The organism is Pseudomonas sp. Marseille-P9899 (assembly GCF_903166565.1).
Taxonomy (GTDB): Bacteria; Pseudomonadota; Gammaproteobacteria; order Pseudomonadales; family Pseudomonadaceae; genus Aquipseudomonas; species Aquipseudomonas huaxiensis.
In genome coordinates this window covers 20230-37692 of sequence record NZ_CAESCG010000005.1, presented here as the reverse complement: position 1 = coordinate 37692, position 17463 = coordinate 20230, and the positions used below count along the sequence as shown (strand labels likewise).

General features: G+C 64.3%; 14 protein-coding genes. All 14 read left to right on the top strand.

Annotated features, from left to right (window positions below; translation table 11 throughout):
* The first annotated feature begins 116 nt into the window (after positions 1-116).
* On the top strand, positions 117-827 hold the full coding sequence (gene hutC, locus HWV67_RS22530; protein WP_175653117.1) for a histidine utilization repressor: 711 nt from the start codon (positions 117-119) through the stop codon (positions 825-827).
* Positions 824-1402, top strand: a complete 579-nt coding sequence (locus tag HWV67_RS22525; RefSeq protein ID WP_175652856.1) for a HutD/Ves family protein — start codon at positions 824-826, stop codon at positions 1400-1402. Before hutC ends, HWV67_RS22525 begins: the two co-directional genes overlap by 4 nt.
* A 321-nt stretch (positions 1403-1723) precedes the next feature.
* Positions 1724-3403: a urocanate hydratase gene (gene hutU / locus HWV67_RS22520; protein ID WP_175652855.1), complete on the top strand. Its 1680-nt coding sequence runs from the start codon at positions 1724-1726 to the stop codon at positions 3401-3403.
* Positions 3404-3528: 125 nt separating this feature from the next.
* Entirely contained in the window at positions 3529-4497 is a 969-nt protein-coding gene (locus HWV67_RS22515; RefSeq protein ID WP_175652854.1) for an ABC transporter substrate-binding protein, read from the top strand.
* Between the two features lie 30 nt (positions 4498-4527).
* Positions 4528-5379 carry an ABC transporter permease gene (locus HWV67_RS22510; RefSeq protein WP_175652853.1) on the top strand — a complete coding sequence of 284 codons (852 nt, stop codon included), beginning with the start codon at positions 4528-4530 and terminating at the stop codon, positions 5377-5379.
* Positions 5376-6206, top strand: coding sequence for a quaternary amine ABC transporter ATP-binding protein (locus HWV67_RS22505; protein WP_175652852.1), 831 nt, complete (start codon positions 5376-5378; stop codon positions 6204-6206). Before HWV67_RS22510 ends, HWV67_RS22505 begins: the two co-directional genes overlap by 4 nt.
* Positions 6207-6214: 8 nt before the next feature.
* The gene (locus HWV67_RS22500; RefSeq protein ID WP_175652851.1) at positions 6215-7738 is read left to right on the top strand and encodes an HAL/PAL/TAL family ammonia-lyase; all 1524 of its coding nucleotides are present in this window, start codon (positions 6215-6217) and stop codon (positions 7736-7738) included.
* A gap of 21 nt (positions 7739-7759) precedes the next feature.
* Positions 7760-9295 (top strand): histidine ammonia-lyase, encoded by a 1536-nt coding sequence (gene hutH, locus HWV67_RS22495; protein WP_175652850.1) that lies wholly within the window; start codon positions 7760-7762, stop codon positions 9293-9295.
* A 13-nt stretch (positions 9296-9308) separates the two neighbouring features.
* Entirely contained in the window at positions 9309-10514 is a 1206-nt protein-coding gene (hutI, locus tag HWV67_RS22490) for an imidazolonepropionase (RefSeq protein WP_175652849.1), read from the top strand.
* 10 nt (positions 10515-10524) lie between these two features.
* Positions 10525-11325: an N-formylglutamate deformylase gene (gene hutG, locus HWV67_RS22485; RefSeq protein ID WP_175652848.1), complete on the top strand. Its 801-nt coding sequence runs from the start codon at positions 10525-10527 to the stop codon at positions 11323-11325.
* A 108-nt stretch (positions 11326-11433) separates the two neighbouring features.
* The gene (gene pip, locus HWV67_RS22480; RefSeq protein ID WP_110972299.1) at positions 11434-12405 is read left to right on the top strand and encodes a prolyl aminopeptidase; all 972 of its coding nucleotides are present in this window, start codon (positions 11434-11436) and stop codon (positions 12403-12405) included.
* Positions 12402-12839, top strand: a complete 438-nt coding sequence (gene dtd, locus HWV67_RS22475; protein ID WP_175652847.1) for a D-aminoacyl-tRNA deacylase — start codon at positions 12402-12404, stop codon at positions 12837-12839. The genes pip and dtd overlap by 4 nt, the downstream gene beginning before the upstream one ends.
* A gap of 264 nt (positions 12840-13103) precedes the next feature.
* Entirely contained in the window at positions 13104-14837 is a 1734-nt protein-coding gene (locus tag HWV67_RS22470) for a glucan biosynthesis protein G (protein WP_306167784.1), read from the top strand.
* The gene (mdoH, locus tag HWV67_RS22465) at positions 14830-17403 is read left to right on the top strand and encodes a glucans biosynthesis glucosyltransferase MdoH (protein WP_175652845.1); all 2574 of its coding nucleotides are present in this window, start codon (positions 14830-14832) and stop codon (positions 17401-17403) included. The genes HWV67_RS22470 and mdoH overlap by 8 nt, the downstream gene beginning before the upstream one ends.
* Positions 17404-17463: the final 60 nt, after the last annotated feature.

Here is a 17463-nt window from a genome sequence, read left to right as displayed (position 1 = left end):
GTATATACATATACAGACGTTTGCCTGCTGGGTAAACTCCGGCAAGCTACCGTTCATTCATTAGAACAAGGACTTTTCCTGTGCCGAAACCTCCTGTCTCCACGCTGGTTGCCCAGATGGGCGAGGGGCCGGCGCCGCTGTATGCCCGGGTCAAACAGATGATCGTCCAGCAGATCGAGAACGGCACCTGGCCGCCGCACCACCGGGTGCCGTCGGAGAGCGAGCTGGTCAGTGAACTGGGCTTCAGCCGCATGACCATCAACCGTGCCCTGCGCGAACTCACCGCCGAAGGGCTGCTGGTGCGCATGCAGGGCGTCGGAACCTTCGTTGCCGAACCCAAGACCCGCTCGGCGCTGTTCGACGTGAACAACATCGCCGACGAAATCGCCGCCCGCGACCACCAGCACACCTGCCGCGTAGTCACCCTGACCGAAGAGGCTGCCGGTTCCGAGCGCGCCCTGGCGCTGGACATGCGCGAGGGCCAGCGGGTGTTCCATTCGCTGATCGTGCACTACGAAAACGGCGTGCCGGTGCAGATCGAAGACCGTTACGTCAACGCACAGATCGCCCCCGACTACCTCCAGCAGGACTTCACCCGGCAAACGCCCTACGCCTATCTGTCCCAGGTCGCGCCGCTGGCCGAGGGCGAGCATGTGGTCGAGGCGATTCTTGCCGAGCCCGACGAATGCAAGCTGCTGCAGATCGAGCAGGGCGAACCCTGCCTGCTGATTCGCCGCCGCACCTGGTCCGGTCGCCAGCCAGTAACCGCCGCCCGCCTGATCCACCCAGGTTCCCGCCATCGCCTCGAAGGACGCTTCAGCAAATGACCGAGTTGACCCTGCTCCGTGCCGCCGACTACCCGCGCATGCCCTGGAAGAACGGCGGCGGCAGCACCGAAGAAATCACCCGTGATGCCGGCGAAGGCCTCGACGGTTTCGGCTGGCGCCTGTCGATCGCCGATATCGAAGAGTCCGGTGGTTTCTCCAGCTTTGCCGGCTACCAGCGGATCATTACCGTGTTGCAGGGCGACGGCATGGTCCTGCAGGTGGATGGCCAGCAGAGCCGCGCACTGCTGCCGTTCGATGCCTACGTGTTCAGCGGCGAGAGTCAGGTCAGTTGCCGCCTGCTGGGTGATTCGATCCGGGACTTCAACCTCATCTATGCGCCGCAGCGTTACCACGCACGCCTGCAGTGGTTCAGCGGTTACAGCCGGGTGTTCAGCTCGGCCAGTACGGTCTTGCTGTTCAGTGCCCAGTCCGCACTGGACGTCGGCATCAGCGGCCATTCGCTGCAAACCCTTGGTCTGTACGACTGCCTTTACCTGCACGACAACACGCAATTGCGCGAGCTGGATATCACCGGCCGTTGCTGCCTGATCGAACTCATTCCTGTTTCCGTGTAACGCACCACGCCCGCACATTCTGTTACCGAATGCCCCAAGGTGGCGCAATGCTGCCTTGGTCCTCGCCCCACCCTCCGCTGTCTCCCAAGCTTATCTGCAAGATTTCCTCGCCTTGATCCACAAGGGTTTGAAGCCCCTGCGGGAATTTTTTCATCAAGCGTTTTGCGGACTTGGCAATTCAATTGCATATGCTTGTATGTACAAGTAAAGATGTGTGCGTATGAGTGGATAGGCCGTCCCCTCCACGCTGTTCGTAAAACGGTTATCACCGCTGGCCCACTGCCTGGGTTGGGATTGGATAGATGCTCGAGGAGCCCTTTCGTGACTGACAACAACCTGAACAAATTCCGTGATGTCGAAATCCGTGCACCCCGCGGCAACAAGCTGACCGCCAAAAGCTGGCTGACCGAAGCGCCGCTGCGCATGTTGATGAACAACCTCGACCCGGAAGTGGCGGAGAACCCGAAGGAACTGGTGGTGTACGGCGGTATCGGCCGCGCCGCGCGCAACTGGGCGTGCTACGACAAGATCGTCGAGAGCCTGACCAACCTGAATGACGACGAAACCCTGCTGGTGCAATCGGGCAAGCCGGTCGGCGTGTTCAAGACCCACGCCAACGCGCCGCGTGTGCTGATCGCCAACTCCAACCTGGTGCCGCACTGGGCCACGTGGGAACACTTCAACGAACTGGATGCCAAGGGCCTGGCCATGTACGGCCAGATGACCGCCGGTAGCTGGATCTACATCGGCAGCCAGGGCATCGTTCAGGGCACCTATGAAACCTTCGTCGAAGCCGGTCGCCAACACTACAATGGCAGCCTCAAGGGCAAGTGGGTACTGACCGCTGGCCTCGGCGGCATGGGCGGCGCACAGCCACTGGCCGCGACCCTGGCCGGCGCCTCTTCGCTGAACATCGAATGCCAGCAGAGCCGCATCGACTTCCGCCTGAGCAGCCGCTACGTCGACGAACAGGCCAACGACCTGGATGACGCCCTGGCGCGCATCGCCAAATACACCGCCGAAGGCAAGGCCATTTCCATCGCGTTGCTGGGCAACGCCGCCGAAATCCTGCCGGAACTGGTCAAACGCGGCGTGCGCCCGGACATGGTCACCGACCAGACCAGCGCCCACGACCCGCTCAACGGCTACCTGCCCGCCGGCTGGAGCTGGGACGAGTACCGCGACCGCGCCAAGACCGAGCCGGCCGCAGTGGTCAAAGCCGCCAAGCAATCCATGGCCGTGCACGTCCAGGCCATGCTCGACTTCCAGAAGCAGGGCATCCCGACCTTCGACTACGGCAACAACATCCGCCAGATGGCCAAGGAAGAGGGCGTCGCCAATGCCTTCGACTTCCCGGGCTTCGTGCCGGCCTACATCCGTCCGCTGTTCTGCCGCGGCATCGGGCCGTTCCGCTGGGCCGCGCTGTCGGGCAACGCCGAAGACATCTACAAGACCGACGCCAAGGTCAAGGAACTGATCCCCGACGACGCCCACCTGCACAACTGGCTGGACATGGCGCGCGAGCGCATCAGCTTCCAGGGCCTGCCGGCCCGTATCTGCTGGGTTGGCCTGGGCCAGCGCGCCAAGCTGGGTCTGGCGTTCAACGAAATGGTCCGTCGCGGCGAGCTGTCCGCGCCTATCGTTATCGGTCGCGACCACCTGGACTCCGGTTCGGTATCGAGCCCGAACCGCGAAACCGAGTCGATGAAAGACGGGTCCGACGCCGTGTCTGACTGGCCGCTGCTCAACGCCCTGCTGAACACCGCCAGCGGCGCGACCTGGGTTTCGCTGCACCACGGTGGTGGCGTGGGCATGGGCTTCTCGCAGCACTCGGGCATGGTGATCGTCTGTGACGGTACCGACGAGGCCGCCGAGCGTATTGCCCGCGTACTGACCAACGACCCGGGCACCGGCGTGATGCGTCATGCCGATGCCGGTTATGACATTGCTATCGAGTGTGCCAAAGAGCAGGGCCTGAACCTGCCGATGATCACCGGCTGATCCGCGTCGCGGGGGCCTCTACCGGTGGCCCCCGCCGCGGCGTTTCATGGAAGGGACGACCGGACGCCTGGCTGAAAGGCCGCTGAACTGCCGATATCCACTTTCCTGTTTGGGAGCGTCATGCAATGAAAACCAACAAGACCCTGCTTGCGTCGCTGTGTGCCCTTGGCCTGTTGAGTCTCTCGGGGGGCAGTCAGGCCGCGGGCTGGTGCGAATCCGGCAAACCGGTGAAGTTCGCCGGGCTGAACTGGGAAAGCGGCATGCTGCTGACCGACGTCATGCAGTTCGTGCTGAAGAACGGCTACGGCTGCGAAACCGACAGCTTGCCGGGTAACTCCATCACCATGGAAAACGCCCTGGGCACCAACGATATCCAGGTGTTCGCCGAGGAGTGGGTGGGCCGCAGCGAGGTCTGGAAGAAGGCCGAGGCCGCCGGCAAGGTAGTCGGCGTCGGCGCGCCGGTGGTGGGTGCGGTGGAAGGCTGGTACGTGCCGCGCTACGTGATCGAGGGCGATGCCAAACGCAAGCTCGAAGCCAAGGCGCCTGACCTCAAGGCCATCGCCGATCTGGGCCGCTACGCGCCGGTCTTCAAAGACCCGGAAGAGCCCGGCAAAGGCCGCTTCTACAATTGCCCGGCGGGCTGGACCTGCGAGCTGGACAACAGCGAAATGCTCAAGGACTACGGCCTCGAGTCGAGCTACACCAATTTCCGTCCGGGCACCGGCCCGGCCCTGGATGCGGCGGTGCTGTCGAGCTACAAGCGTGGCGAGCCGATCCTCTTCTACTACTGGACGCCAACCCCGCTGATGGGCCAGGTCGACCTGGTCAAGCTGGACGAGAAGCCCGGCGTCGACAAGACCGTGAGCATCAAGGTCGGCCTGTCCAAGGCGTTCCACGAGCAGGCGCCGGAACTGGTCGCCGTGCTGGAAAAGGTCAACCTGCCGATCGACCTGCTGAACCAGAATCTGGCGCGCATGACCAAAGAGCGGATCGAGTCGCCGAAACTGGCGAAAGCCTTCCTCAAGGAACATCCTGAAATCTGGCATGCGTGGGTCAGCGAAGAGGCGGCGAAGAAAATCGACGCAGCGCTCTGAGCTACTCCTTCTACCTGACGAGTGAACCCTATGTTCCCCGAAAACTTTACCTTCTCCATCGCCGACTGGGTCAACGGCTGGGTCGATGCGCTGGTGACCAACTACGGTGATGTGTTCCGGCAGATCTCCGACACCCTGCTCTGGGCCATCGTCAACCTCGAAGGCCTGCTGCGCGCCACGCCGTGGTGGCTGATGCTGGCGATCGTCGGCGCCATCGCCTGGCACGCGACCCGGCGCATCCTGCCGACCGTGGTGATCGTCGGCCTGCTGTTCCTGGTGGGGGCGGTGGGGCTCTGGGACAAACTGATGCAGACCCTGGCGCTGATGCTGGTGGCGACGCTGATCTCGGTGCTGATCGGCATCCCGCTGGGGATCCTGTCAGCCCGCAGCAACCGCCTGCGCGCGGTGCTGATGCCGCTGCTGGACATCATGCAGACCATGCCCAGCTTCGTGTACCTGATCCCGGTGCTGATGCTGTTCGGCCTGGGCAAGGTGCCGGCGATCTTCGCCACAGTGATCTACGCCGCGCCGCCGCTGATCCGCCTGACCGACCTGGGCATCCGCCAGGTCGACGGCGAAGTCATGGAAGCGATCAACGCCTTCGGTGCCAACCGTTGGCAGCAACTGTTCGGCGTGCAACTGCCGCTGTCCCTGCCAAGCATCATGGCCGGGATCAACCAGACCACCATGATGGCGCTGTCGATGGTGGTGATCGCCTCGATGATCGGTGCCCGTGGCTTGGGTGAAGACGTGCTGGTGGGTATCCAGACCCTGAACGTCGGCCGTGGCCTGGAAGCGGGCCTGGCAATCGTGATTCTCGCGGTGGTGATCGACCGTATTACCCAGGCCTACGGCCGGGCGCGGCATGAGGTGAGTAAATGAATACCCAGGCGATGAACAAGATCGAAGTGAAGAACGTCTTCAAGATCTTCGGCCAGCGCGCCGACGAAGCGCTGCAACTGATCCGCGAGTCCCACAGCAAGGAACAGGTCCTGTCGAAAACCGGCTGCGTGGTGGGGGTCAATGACCTGTCGCTGTCCATCGGCGCCGGCGAAATCTTCGTCATCATGGGCTTGTCCGGTTCCGGCAAATCGACCCTGGTGCGCCACTTCAACCGCCTGATCGACCCCACCAGCGGGGCGATCCTGGTGGATGGCGAAGACATCATGCAGTACGACATGGAAGCCCTGCGCCAGTTTCGCCGGCGCAAGATCAGCATGGTCTTCCAGAGCTTCGGCCTGCTGCCGCACAAGACCGTGCTCGATAACGTCGCCTACGGCCTCAAGGTCCGCGGCGAGAGCAAGCAACTGTGCGCCGAACGCGCCCAGCACTGGATCACCACCGTGGGCCTGAAAGGCTACGAGAAATCCTATCCGCACCAACTTTCCGGTGGCATGCGCCAGCGCGTTGGTCTGGCCCGGGCCCTGGCGGCGGACACCGACATCATCCTCATGGACGAAGCGTTCAGCGCCCTCGACCCGCTGATCCGTGCCGAAATGCAGGACCAGCTCCTGGAGCTGCAAAAGACCCTGCACAAGACCATCGTGTTCATCACCCATGACCTCGATGAAGCCGTGCGCATCGGCAACCGCATCGCGATCCTCAAGGACGGCCGCCTGATCCAGGTCGGCACGCCGCGAGAAATCCTCCACAACCCGGCGGACGAGTACGTCGACCGCTTCGTCCAGCGCCGCGCCGCCACCGTATGAGGGCTGACATGCAGCAACCAGAGAATGTCGTGATCGCCGACGCGCCGCTGCGTTGGCAGGACATCGTCGCCGTGGCCCGTTATGGCGCGCACCTGTCGCTGTCCGACAGCGCCTGGGCGCGGATCGAGAATGCCCAGGGCATCGTCCGGCGCATCGTCGAAAGCGGCGAGCGCGCCTACGGCGTCAACACTGGTCTCGGCGCGCTGTGCAACGTTGCGCTGGAAGGCGAGCAACTGAGCCGGCTGTCGAGCAACACCCTGCTCAGCCACGCCTGTGGCGTCGGCCCGGTACTGCCGGACGAACAGACCCGGGCGATCATCTGCGCCGCCATCACCAACTACAGCCACGGCAAGTCCGGCATCCAGCGCCCGGTGGTCGAAGCACTGCTGGCGCTGCTGGAGCGCGGTATCACCCCGCAAGTGCCGTCCCAAGGCTCGGTGGGTTACCTGACCCACATGGCCCATGTCGGCATCTGCCTGCTGGGCGTGGGCAAGGTCAGCTACCGCGGACGTATCGTCGAGGCCGCCGAGGCCCTGGCCGAAGAAGGTCTGGCGCCGGTGCAACTGGGTGCCAAGGACGGTCTGTGCCTGGTCAACGGCACGCCGTGCATGACCGGCCTGAGCTGCCTGGCGCTGGCCGATGCCACGCACCTGCTGCAATGGGCCGACGTCATCTCGGCCATGAGCTTCGAAGCCCTGCGCGGGCAGATCGCCGCGTTCGACGCCGAAATCATCGCGCTCAAGCCGCACCCCGGCATGCAGCAGGTCGGCAGCAACCTGCGGGCCTTGCTCGATGGCAGCGAAGTGATCGCCAGCAGCAAGGGCATCCGCACCCAGGACGCCCTGAGCATCCGCTCGATTCCGCAGGTCCACGGCGCCGCCCGCGACCAGTTGGCCCACGCGGCGAAGCAGATCGAGACCGAACTCAATTCCGCCACTGACAACCCGTTGCTGCTGGGCACGCCGGACAACTTCCGGGTCATGTCCCAGGCCAACCCGCACGGCCAGTCCGTGGCCATGGCCGCCGACCTGCTGGCGGTGGCGATCGCCGAAACCGGCTCGATCGCCGAGCGCCGCCTGGATCGTCTGGTCAATCCGCACGTCAGCGGTTTGCCGGCGTTCCTGGTCGCTGAGCCCGGGGTCAACTCCGGGATGATGATCGTGCAGTACGTCGCCGCCTCGCTGTGCGCGGAAAATCGCCAGTTGGCGCAACCGGCGGTGCTCGACAACTACGTCACCTCCGGCCTGCAGGAAGATCACCTGAGCCTTGGCACCAGCGCCGCGCTCAAGCTGCACCGCGCCCTGGAAAACTGCACGCAGATCCTCGCCATCGAGTACCTGCTGGCGGGTCAGGCCTTCGAATTTCTCAAGGAGCAGCGCTTCGGCGCCGGCACCGGACGCGCCTGGCAGTTGCTGCGCGAACAGGTTCCGGCCTATCAGCAGGACCGTTGGCTGGCACCGGACATCGCCAGCGCGGCCGCGTTGCTCAAACAGCCGCAGTTGCCGCAGCGCGTGCTGCCGGCGCTGCTCTGAACCACGACAAGGAGCCAGAACATGAACCTCTTCACTTTGAATCCCGGCCAGGTCAGCCTCGCCGAGTTGCGTGGTATCTACAAAACCCCGGTGCGCCTGAGCCTTGCCGCGAGCGCAGGCGCGCAGATCGACGCCAGCGTTGCCTGCGTCGAGCAGATCCTCGCCGAGAACCGCACCGCCTACGGCATCAACACCGGCTTCGGCCTGCTGGCCTCGACCCGCATCGCCACCCACGACCTGGAAAACCTGCAGCGCTCGCTGGTGTTGTCCCATGCTGCCGGCATCGGCCAGCCGCTGGATGACGCCATGGTGCGGTTGATCATGGTGCTCAAGATCAACAGCCTCAGCCGCGGTTTCTCCGGTATTCGCCGCACCGTGATCGACGCGCTGATCGCCCTGGTCAACGCCGAGGTGTATCCGCATATCCCGCTCAAGGGCTCGGTCGGCGCTTCCGGCGACCTCGCGCCGCTGGCGCATATGTCGCTGGTGCTGCTGGGCGAGGGCAAGGCCCGCTATAAAGGCGAGTGGCTGTCGGCCGTGGACGCGCTGGCAGTTGCCGGCCTGAAACCGCTGACCCTGGCCGCCAAGGAAGGGCTGGCGCTGCTCAATGGCACCCAGGCCTCGACGGCGTACGCACTGCGCGGCCTGTTCGAAGCCGAAGACCTGTTCGCTGCGGCCATCGCCTGTGGTGGCCTGACCGTCGAAGCGGTGCTGGGCTCCCGTTCGCCGTTCGATGCGCGCATCCATGCCGCACGCGGCCAGCGCGGCCAGATCGACGCGGCCGCCTGCTACCGCGATCTGCTGACCGACGGCACCGAGGTTTCCGCTTCCCACGAAAACTGCGGCAAGGTCCAGGACCCGTACTCCCTGCGCTGCCAGCCACAGGTCATGGGCGCCTGCCTGACCCAGCTGCGCCAGGCCGCTGAAGTGCTCGCGGTGGAAGCCAACGCCGTTTCCGATAACCCGTTGGTATTCGCCGAACAGGGTGACGTGATTTCCGGCGGCAACTTCCACGCCGAACCCGTGGCCATGGCCGCCGACAACATGGCCCTGGCCATTGCCGAGATCGGCTCGCTGAGCGAGCGACGCATCTCGCTGATGATGGACAAGCACATGTCGCAGCTGCCGCCTTTCCTGGTGGAGAACGGCGGGGTCAACTCCGGCTTCATGATCGCCCAGGTCACCGCGGCGGCGCTGGCCAGCGAGAACAAGGCGCTGTCCCACCCGCACAGCGTGGACAGCCTGCCTACCTCGGCCAACCAGGAAGACCACGTCTCGATGGCGCCGGCTGCCGGCAAGCGCCTGTGGGAAATGGCCGAGAACACCCGCGGCGTCCTCGCCATCGAATGGCTGGGCGCCTGCCAGGGCCTGGACCTGCGCACCGGCCTGAAGACGTCGGCCAAACTCGAAGAAGCGCGCAAGACCCTGCGTGACCGCGTTCCGCACTACGACAAGGACCGCTTCTTCGCCCCGGACATCGAGATTGCCGTCGAACTGCTCGCCGAGGGCCGGCTGACCGGTCTGCTGCCTGTCGGCATCCTGCCGAGCCTGACCTGACGGAGACTTGTGGATGAAGACCCTCTGGCACAACTGCCATGTGGCAAGCATGGCCCAAGGCGTCTACTCGATCATCGAAGACGCGGCCATCGTCACCGCCGACGGACGCATCGAGTGGATCGGCCCGCGTCAGGCGCTGCCGGACCCGGGTATCGAGCAGCGGGTGGACCTGGGCGGTGCCTGGGTCACTCCGGGCCTGATCGACTGCCACACCCACGCCGTGTTCGGTGGCAACCGCAGCGGTGAGTTCGAGCAACGCCTGCAAGGTGTCAGCTACGCCGAAATCGCCGCCCAGGGCGGCGGCATCGCCAGCACCGTGCGCGCGACCCGCGCGGCCAGCGAGGATGAACTGTACGCCAGCGCCCTGCGCCGGGTGCGGGCGTTGATGCGCGATGGCGTGACCACGCTGGAAATCAAGTCCGGCTACGGCCTGGACCTGGACAGCGAGCGCAAGCTGCTCAAGGTCATCCGCCGCCTTGGCGAGAGCCTGCCGCTGACCGTGCGCGCCACCTGTCTCGCGGCTCACGCCCTACCGCCGGAATATGCCGGGCGCAGTGATGACTACATCGAGCACATCTGTGAGGTGATGCTTCCGGCGCTGGCCGCCGAGGGGCTGGTGGATGCGGTGGACGCCTTCTGCGAGTACCTGGCGTTTTCCCCGGCGCAGGTCGAGCGGGTGTTCATCAAGGCGCAGGCGCTGGGGCTGCCGGTGAAGCTGCATGCCGAGCAGTTGTCGTCGCTCGCCGGATCCAGCCTTGCGGCGCGGTACCACGGGTTGTCGGCGGATCACCTGGAATTCATGACCGAAGACGACGCCATCGCCATGGCCGCCGCTGGTACCGTCGCGGTGCTGCTGCCTGGTGCTTTCTATTTCCTGCGCGAAACCCAACTGCCGCCGATGGACGCCCTGCGCAAGCACGGCGTGAAGATCGCCATCGCCAGCGACCTCAACCCTGGCACCTCGCCGGCGTTGTCGTTACGGCTGATGTTGAACATGGCCTGCACCCTGTTCCGCATGACCCCGGAAGAAGCGCTCGCGGGCGTCACCCTGCACGCCGCCACGGCGCTGGGCCTGAGCGACAGCCATGGTTCGCTGGAAGCGGGCAAGGTCGCCGACTTCGTTGCGTGGGATATCGAACGTCCGGCCGACCTGGCTTACTGGCTCGGCGGCGAACTGGAGAAGCGCGTGGTCCGCCACGGCGTTGAACTGACTGATTGAGGCAATGACGATGGATAAGGTTCTGAGTTTCCACCAGGGCAGGCTGCCGCTGCTGATCAGCATGCCCCACGCCGGCCTGAAGCTGACGCCGGCGGTGCGCGACGGGCTGGTCCCGGCGGCGCAAAGCCTGCCGGATACCGACTGGCACATCCCGCAGTTGTATGACTTCGTCCGCAAGATGGGCGCCAGCGTGGTGGCGGCGGAGTATTCGCGGTTCGTCATCGACCTGAACCGGCCCGAGGACGACCAACCTTTATATACAGGCGCGACCACCGGCCTGTTCCCGACCACCTTGTTCGATGGCGAGCCGCTGTTCGAAGAGGGCAGGGTGCCGTCGGCGACGGAGCGGGCGGGGTACCTGGAGACCATCTGGCGGCCCTACCACAACGCCCTGCGCCACGAGCTCGCGCGACTGAAAGCGACCTTCGGCTATGCGCTGCTGTGGGATGCCCATTCGATCCGTTCTCATGTGCCGCACCTGTTCGACGGCAAGCTGCCGGATTTCAACCTGGGCACCTTCAATGGTGCCAGCTGCGACCCGCAACTGGCCGAGCTCCTGCAGGCGGTGTGTGCCGGGGTCGACGACTACAGTCACGTGCTCAACGGACGCTTCAAAGGCGGGCACATCACCCGGCATTACGGCGATCCAGCCAATCGCATCCATGCGGTGCAACTGGAACTGGCGCAGAGCACCTATATGGAAGAGGTGGAACCGTTCACCTATCGGCCTGACCTGGCTGGGCCGACCCAGGGCGTGTTGCGGGCAATGCTGGAGGCAGTCCTGGGCTGGGCTCAGCGGCGTTATCACTAACCTTATCGCCCCCCTACCTCAAGAACACTTGACCCAACAGGGCATGCTCAAAGCGCATTTCAGGTTTATGATGCCCAACGGCAGAATAATTCCCACACGGAGTGCGTAATGCAGACCTTGTACCCGCAGATCAAACCCTACGCCCGGCACGATCTGGCCGTCGAAGCACCGCATGTACTGTACGTCGATGAAAGCGGTTCGCCGGAAGGTCTGCCGGTGGTGTTCATTCACGGTGGTCCCGGCGCTGGCTGCGATGCCCAGAGCCGCTGCTATTTCGACCCCAACGTCTACCGCATCATCACCTTCGACCAGCGTGGTTGCGGCCGCTCCACTCCCCACGCCAGCCTGGAAAACAACACCACCTGGCATCTGGTCGAAGACCTCGAGCGCATTCGCAAGCACCTGGGCATCGACAAATGGGTGCTGTTCGGCGGCTCCTGGGGCTCGACCCTGGCGCTGGCCTACGCCCAGACCCACCCCGAGCGCGTCCATGGCCTGATCCTGCGCGGCATCTTCCTGTGCCGTCCGCAAGAAATCGACTGGTTCTACCAGGCCGGCGCCAGCCGCCTGTTCCCGGACTACTGGCAGGACTACATCGCGCCGATCCCGGTGGAAGAGCGCGGCAATCTGGTCCAGGCCTTCCACAAGCGCCTGACCGGCAGCGATCAGATCGCCCAGATGCACGCCGCCAAGGCCTGGTCGACCTGGGAAGGTCGCACCGCCACCCTGCGCCCGAACCCGCTGGTGGTCGATCGCTTCTCCGAGCCGCAGCGCGCGCTGTCGATCGCCCGGATCGAATGCCACTACTTCATGAACAACGCCTTCCTCGAAGAAAACCAGCTGATCCGCGACATGGAGAAGATCGCCCACCTGCCGGCGGTAATCGTGCACGGTCGCTACGACGTGATCTGCCCACTGGACAACGCCTGGGAACTGCACCAAGCCTGGCCGAACAGCGAGCTGAAGGTGATTCGCGACGCCGGTCATGCCGCCTCCGAACCGGGGATCACCGATGCCCTGGTGCGCGCCGCCGACCAGATGTCCCGGCGCCTGCTGGACCTGCCACTGGACGAAGCATGAAGGGGCTGCTGCAACGCGTGCGTGGCGCGCGGGTAGAAGTGGAGGGCGAAATCGTCGGTTCCGTGGACCAGGGCCTGCTGGTGCTGGTCGCGGTGGAGCCGGGCGATACCCCGGCCCATGCCGACAAGCTTCTGCACAAGTTGCTCAACTACCGGGTCTTCAGTGACCCGCAGGGCAAGATGAACCTGTCCCTCAAGGACATCGACGGCGGCCTGCTGCTGGTGTCCCAGTTCACCCTGGCCGCCGACACCCAGAGCGGCCTGCGCCCGAGCTTCTCCACCGCCGCGCCACCGGCCCTCGGCGCCGAGTTGTTCGACTACCTTTTGGTCCAGGCCAAGGCCAAACATGGCACCGTCGCCAGCGGCCGTTTCGGGTCTGATATGCAGGTGCATCTGGTCAATGATGGCCCCGTAACATTTATGTTACAAATATGAAGACAAAAAACCCCCTGTTTGCAGGAAAACAATGGGTTTTACAGCAAAAATAGTTGGCTGGCCCTGATGCGTTGTAACGCAGCCTGCTAGATAATCGCGCGCTACGTGGGCCGACGTTCGACGGCCTGTTTCACTCTGATTCGAGAACTGTCCGGAACCGTATGGGGAATCATTAAGCCCTTTCGGAGTCCGAACAGTGCTCGCCAACCCGGCATGTGTAGCTGGCCGTTGGTTCTCTAGATCTGTTTTCGGCGAGGGTTGCTCGTGATTGTAAGTCCCTGTAATGCACCAAGAATGCCTGCCAGCCGGCTGCGCAAGGCCCTGCTCGCAGGTTCGGCGCTGGTGTGCCTGCTCAGTGCCGGCCAGCTCTGGGCGTTCAACCTTGACGACGTAGCGGCCAAGGCGAAAGACCTGGCCGGGCAGAAGTACGAAGCACCAAAGAGCAACCTGCCAGCGGTCTTCCGCGACATGAAGTTCGCCGATTACCAGAAGATCCGCTTCCTGTCGGACAAGGCCGAATGGGCCAACGACAAGACCCCCTTCAAGCTGTCCTTCTATCACCAGGGCATGCACTTCGACACGCCGGTGAAGATCAACGAAGTCACCGCCACCAGCGTCGATGAAATCAAGTACGACCCAACCCGCTTCGATTTCGGCGACCTGAAGTTCGACGCCAAGGCTACCGAGCAGCTCGGTTATGCCGGTTTCCGCGTGCTGTTCCCGATCAACAAGGCGGACAAGCAGGACGAAATCATGACCCTGCTCGGCGCCAGCTACTTCCGCGTTGTTGGCAAGGGCCAGGTGTATGGCCTGTCGGCCCGTGGCCTGGCCATCGACACCGCGCTGCCGTCCGGCGAAGAATTCCCGCGCTTCACCGAGTTCTGGGTCGAACGCCCGAAAGCCACCGACAAGCACCTGGTGATCTACGCGCTGCTCGACTCGCCGCGTTCCACCGGCGCCTACAAGCTGATCCTGCGTCCGGGCAGCGACACCATCGTCGACGTACAGTCCAAGGTGTTCCTGCGTGATCACGTCAGCCGCCTGGGCATCGCCCCGCTGACCAGCATGTACCTGTTCGGCAGCAACCAGCCGTCGCGCGTGCCGAACTACCGTCCTGCGTTGCACGACTCCGAAGGCCTGTCGATCCACGCCGGTAACGGCGAGTGGCTGTGGCGTCCGCTGAACAACCCGAAACACCTGGCTGTGAGCAACTTCAGCGTGGAAAACCCGCGCGGCTTCGGTCTGCTGCAGCGCAACCGCAACTTCAGCTTCTATGAAGACCTCGACGACAACTACCAGAAGCGTCCAAGCACCTGGATCGAGCCTCGCGGCGACTGGGGCAAAGGCACCGTCGACCTGGTGGAAATCCCGACCGCCGATGAAACCAACGACAACATCGTTGCGTTCTGGAGCCCGGAAAAGCTGCCTGAGCCAGGCACCCCGGTCGAATACGAATACCGCCTGCACTGGACCATGGACGAGTCGGCCTACCATTCGCCGAACCTCGGCTGGGTCAAGCAGACCCTGCGCTCCACCGGTGACGTCAAACAGTCCAACCTGATCCGCCAGCCGGATGGCAGCGTGGCCTTCCTGGTCGACTTCGAAGGCCCGGTCCTTGCGGCCCTGCCGGAAGACGCGGCAGTCCGCAGCCAGGTCAGCTTGGGCGACAACGCCGAACTGGTCGAGAACAACCTGCGCTACAACCCTGAAATCAAGGGCTGGCGCCTGACCCTGCGGATGAAGGTCAAGGATCCGGGCAAGGCCGTCGAAATGCGCGCCTCCCTGGTTCGCGACGTCCCGGTCGAGCCGGCCAAACCCGAGAAGCAGGAAAAGCAGGAAAAACCTGCCAAGCAGGACAAGGCCGCCGCTAAAGCCGCGAAGGCCGAGCAACCTGCCGAGCAGCCTGCCGCTGAAGCGGCGCCCACTACTGGGGCACCGGCGACCACCGAACAGGTGTTGACCGAGACCTGGAGCTATCAGTTGCCAGCCGATGAGTAACTCTTCAGTACGGCCAGAATCGCTTGCCGAGTACCTGGCCCATCTACCCCTGAGCGACGAGCAGCGGGCGGAACTCGCCAACTGCAACTCGTTCAGCGAGTTGCACCAGCGCCTGTCTGCGCAGCCGAGCGTTGTCGATGCCGAGCCCGCCCAGGGTTCGGTCGGCAGCCGCCTGAGCCTGCTCAGCGCCACCGATATGGAAGAAGCCGAGATGCTCGGTCTCGACGCCAGCGGCCGGGTCTGCCTCAAGGCGACCCCGCCGATCCGTCGCACCCGAGTAATCCCCGAGCCATGGCGGACCAACATCCTGGTCCGTGGCTGGCGCCGCCTGACCGGTCGCACCAACGCCCCGGCCCCGGAGCAGCGTGAGCTGCCCAAGGCCCGTTGGCGCTGGGTCGGTTCGATGCGCCGCTACATCTTGCTGGCGCTGATGATCGGTCAGACCATCGTCGCCGGCTGGTACATGAAAGGCATCTTGCCGTATCAGGGCTGGTCGTTCGTCGACCTCGACGAAGTCATGCACCAGCCACTGCTGCAGACCGCTGCGCAGGTCTGGCCGTATGCCTTGCAGACGTCCATCCTGATTCTGTTCGGCATCCTCTTCTGCTGGGTGTCGGCGGGTTTCTGGACCGCCCTGATGGGCTTCCTCGAACTGCTCACCGGGCGCGACAAATACCGCATCTCCGGCAGCAGTGCCGGCAATGAGCCGATCGAGGCGGGCGCGCGTACCGCGCTGGTCATGCCGATCTGCAACGAAGACGTGCCACGGGTGTTCGCCGGCCTGCGCGCGACTTTCGAGTCGGTCGCCGCCACCGGTAACCTCGATCGTTTCGACTTCTTCATCCTCAGCGACACCAACGACCCCGACATCGCCGTGGCCGAGCAACAGGCCTGGCTGGAAGTCTGCCGCGAGGCCAAGGGCTTTGGGCGGATCTTCTACCGTCGCCGCCGTCGCCGCGTGAAGCGCAAGAGCGGCAACCTCGATGACTTCTGCCGCCGCTGGGGCAGTGACTACCGCTACATGGTTGTCCTCGACGCCGACAGCGTGATGAGCGGCGACTGCCTCTCCAGCCTTGTTCGGTTGATGGAAGCCAACCCGGACGCCGGGATCATCCAGACCGCGCCGAAAGCCTCGGGCATGGACACTCTGTATGCGCGCATGCAGCAGTTCGCCACCCGCGTCTACGGTCCGCTGTTCACCGCCGGCCTGCACTTCTGGCAACTGGGTGAGTCGCACTACTGGGGTCACAACGCGATCATCCGCATGAAGCCCTTCATCGAGCACTGCGCCCTGGCGCCGTTGCCGGGCAAGGGCGCCTTCGCTGGTGCGATCCTCTCCCACGACTTCGTCGAAGCCGCGCTGATGCGCCGCGCCGGCTGGGGCGTGTGGATTGCCTACGACCTGCCGGGCAGCTACGAAGAACTGCCGCCGAACCTGCTTGATGAACTCAAGCGCGACCGGCGCTGGTGCCACGGCAACCTGATGAACTTCCGCCTGTTCCTGGTCAAGGGCATGCACCCGGTGCACCGTGCGGTGTTCCTCACCGGGGTGATGTCCTACCTGTCGGCGCCGTTGTGGTTCTTCTTCCTGGTGCTGTCCACCGCGCTGCTGGCGACCAACACCCTGATGGAGCCGCAGTACTTCCTCGAACCACGGCAGTTGTACCCGCTGTGGCCGCAGTGGCACCCGGAAAAAGCCATCGCGCTGTTCTCGACCACCATCGTGCTGCTGTTCCTGCCCAAGCTGCTCAGCGTCATTCTGATCTGGGCCAAGGGCGCGACGGAGTTCGGCGGGCGGATCAAGGTCACCCTGTCGATGCTGCTGGAGATGCTCTTCTCCATGCTGCTGGCGCCGGTGCGGATGATTTTCCACACCCGTTTCGTCCTCGCCGCGTTCCTCGGCTGGGCCGCGACCTGGAACTCGCCGCAACGTGACGACGACTCCACGCCGTGGAGCGAAGCGGTTCGCCGCCATGGTCCACAGACCCTGCTGGGCGTGGCCTGGGCATTGCTGGTGGCCTGGCTGAACCCGAGCTTCCTGTGGTGGCTGGTGCCGATCGTGGGTTCGCTGACCCTGTCGATCCCGGTATCGGTGATTTCCAGCCGGGTCAACCTGGGTCTGCGCGCCAAGGACGAGAAGCTGTTCCTCATCCCCGAGGAATACGCGACGCCGCCTGAGCTGTTGGCCACCGACCAGTACACCCACGAGAACCGCTGGCACGCGCTGCACGACGGTTTCGTCCGGGCCGTGGTCGATCCACAGCAGAACGCCCTGGCCTGTGCCTTGGCCACCGCTCGCCACGGTGTCGCCGAGCCGATCGAGGCACTGCGTGCCGAGCGTATCGCCAAGGCATTGCAGGTCGGGCCGGCCGGTCTGGACGGCAATACCCGCCTGGCACTGCTCAGCGATCCGGTCGCGCTGTCCCGTCTGCACGACCGCGTCTGGGCCGAGCACAACAGTGCCTGGCTGGACGTCTGGCGTCAGTCGATCGACAACGATCCGCACTCGCCGCTGCTGCCTTTGCATCCCGAAGAGGCCGCCCAGCCAACGCTGGCCAATGCCTGATCCCCACGCGGGGCGACATTCGTCGCCCCGCGCTGTTTTTCTGGTACCAATAAGTAACAA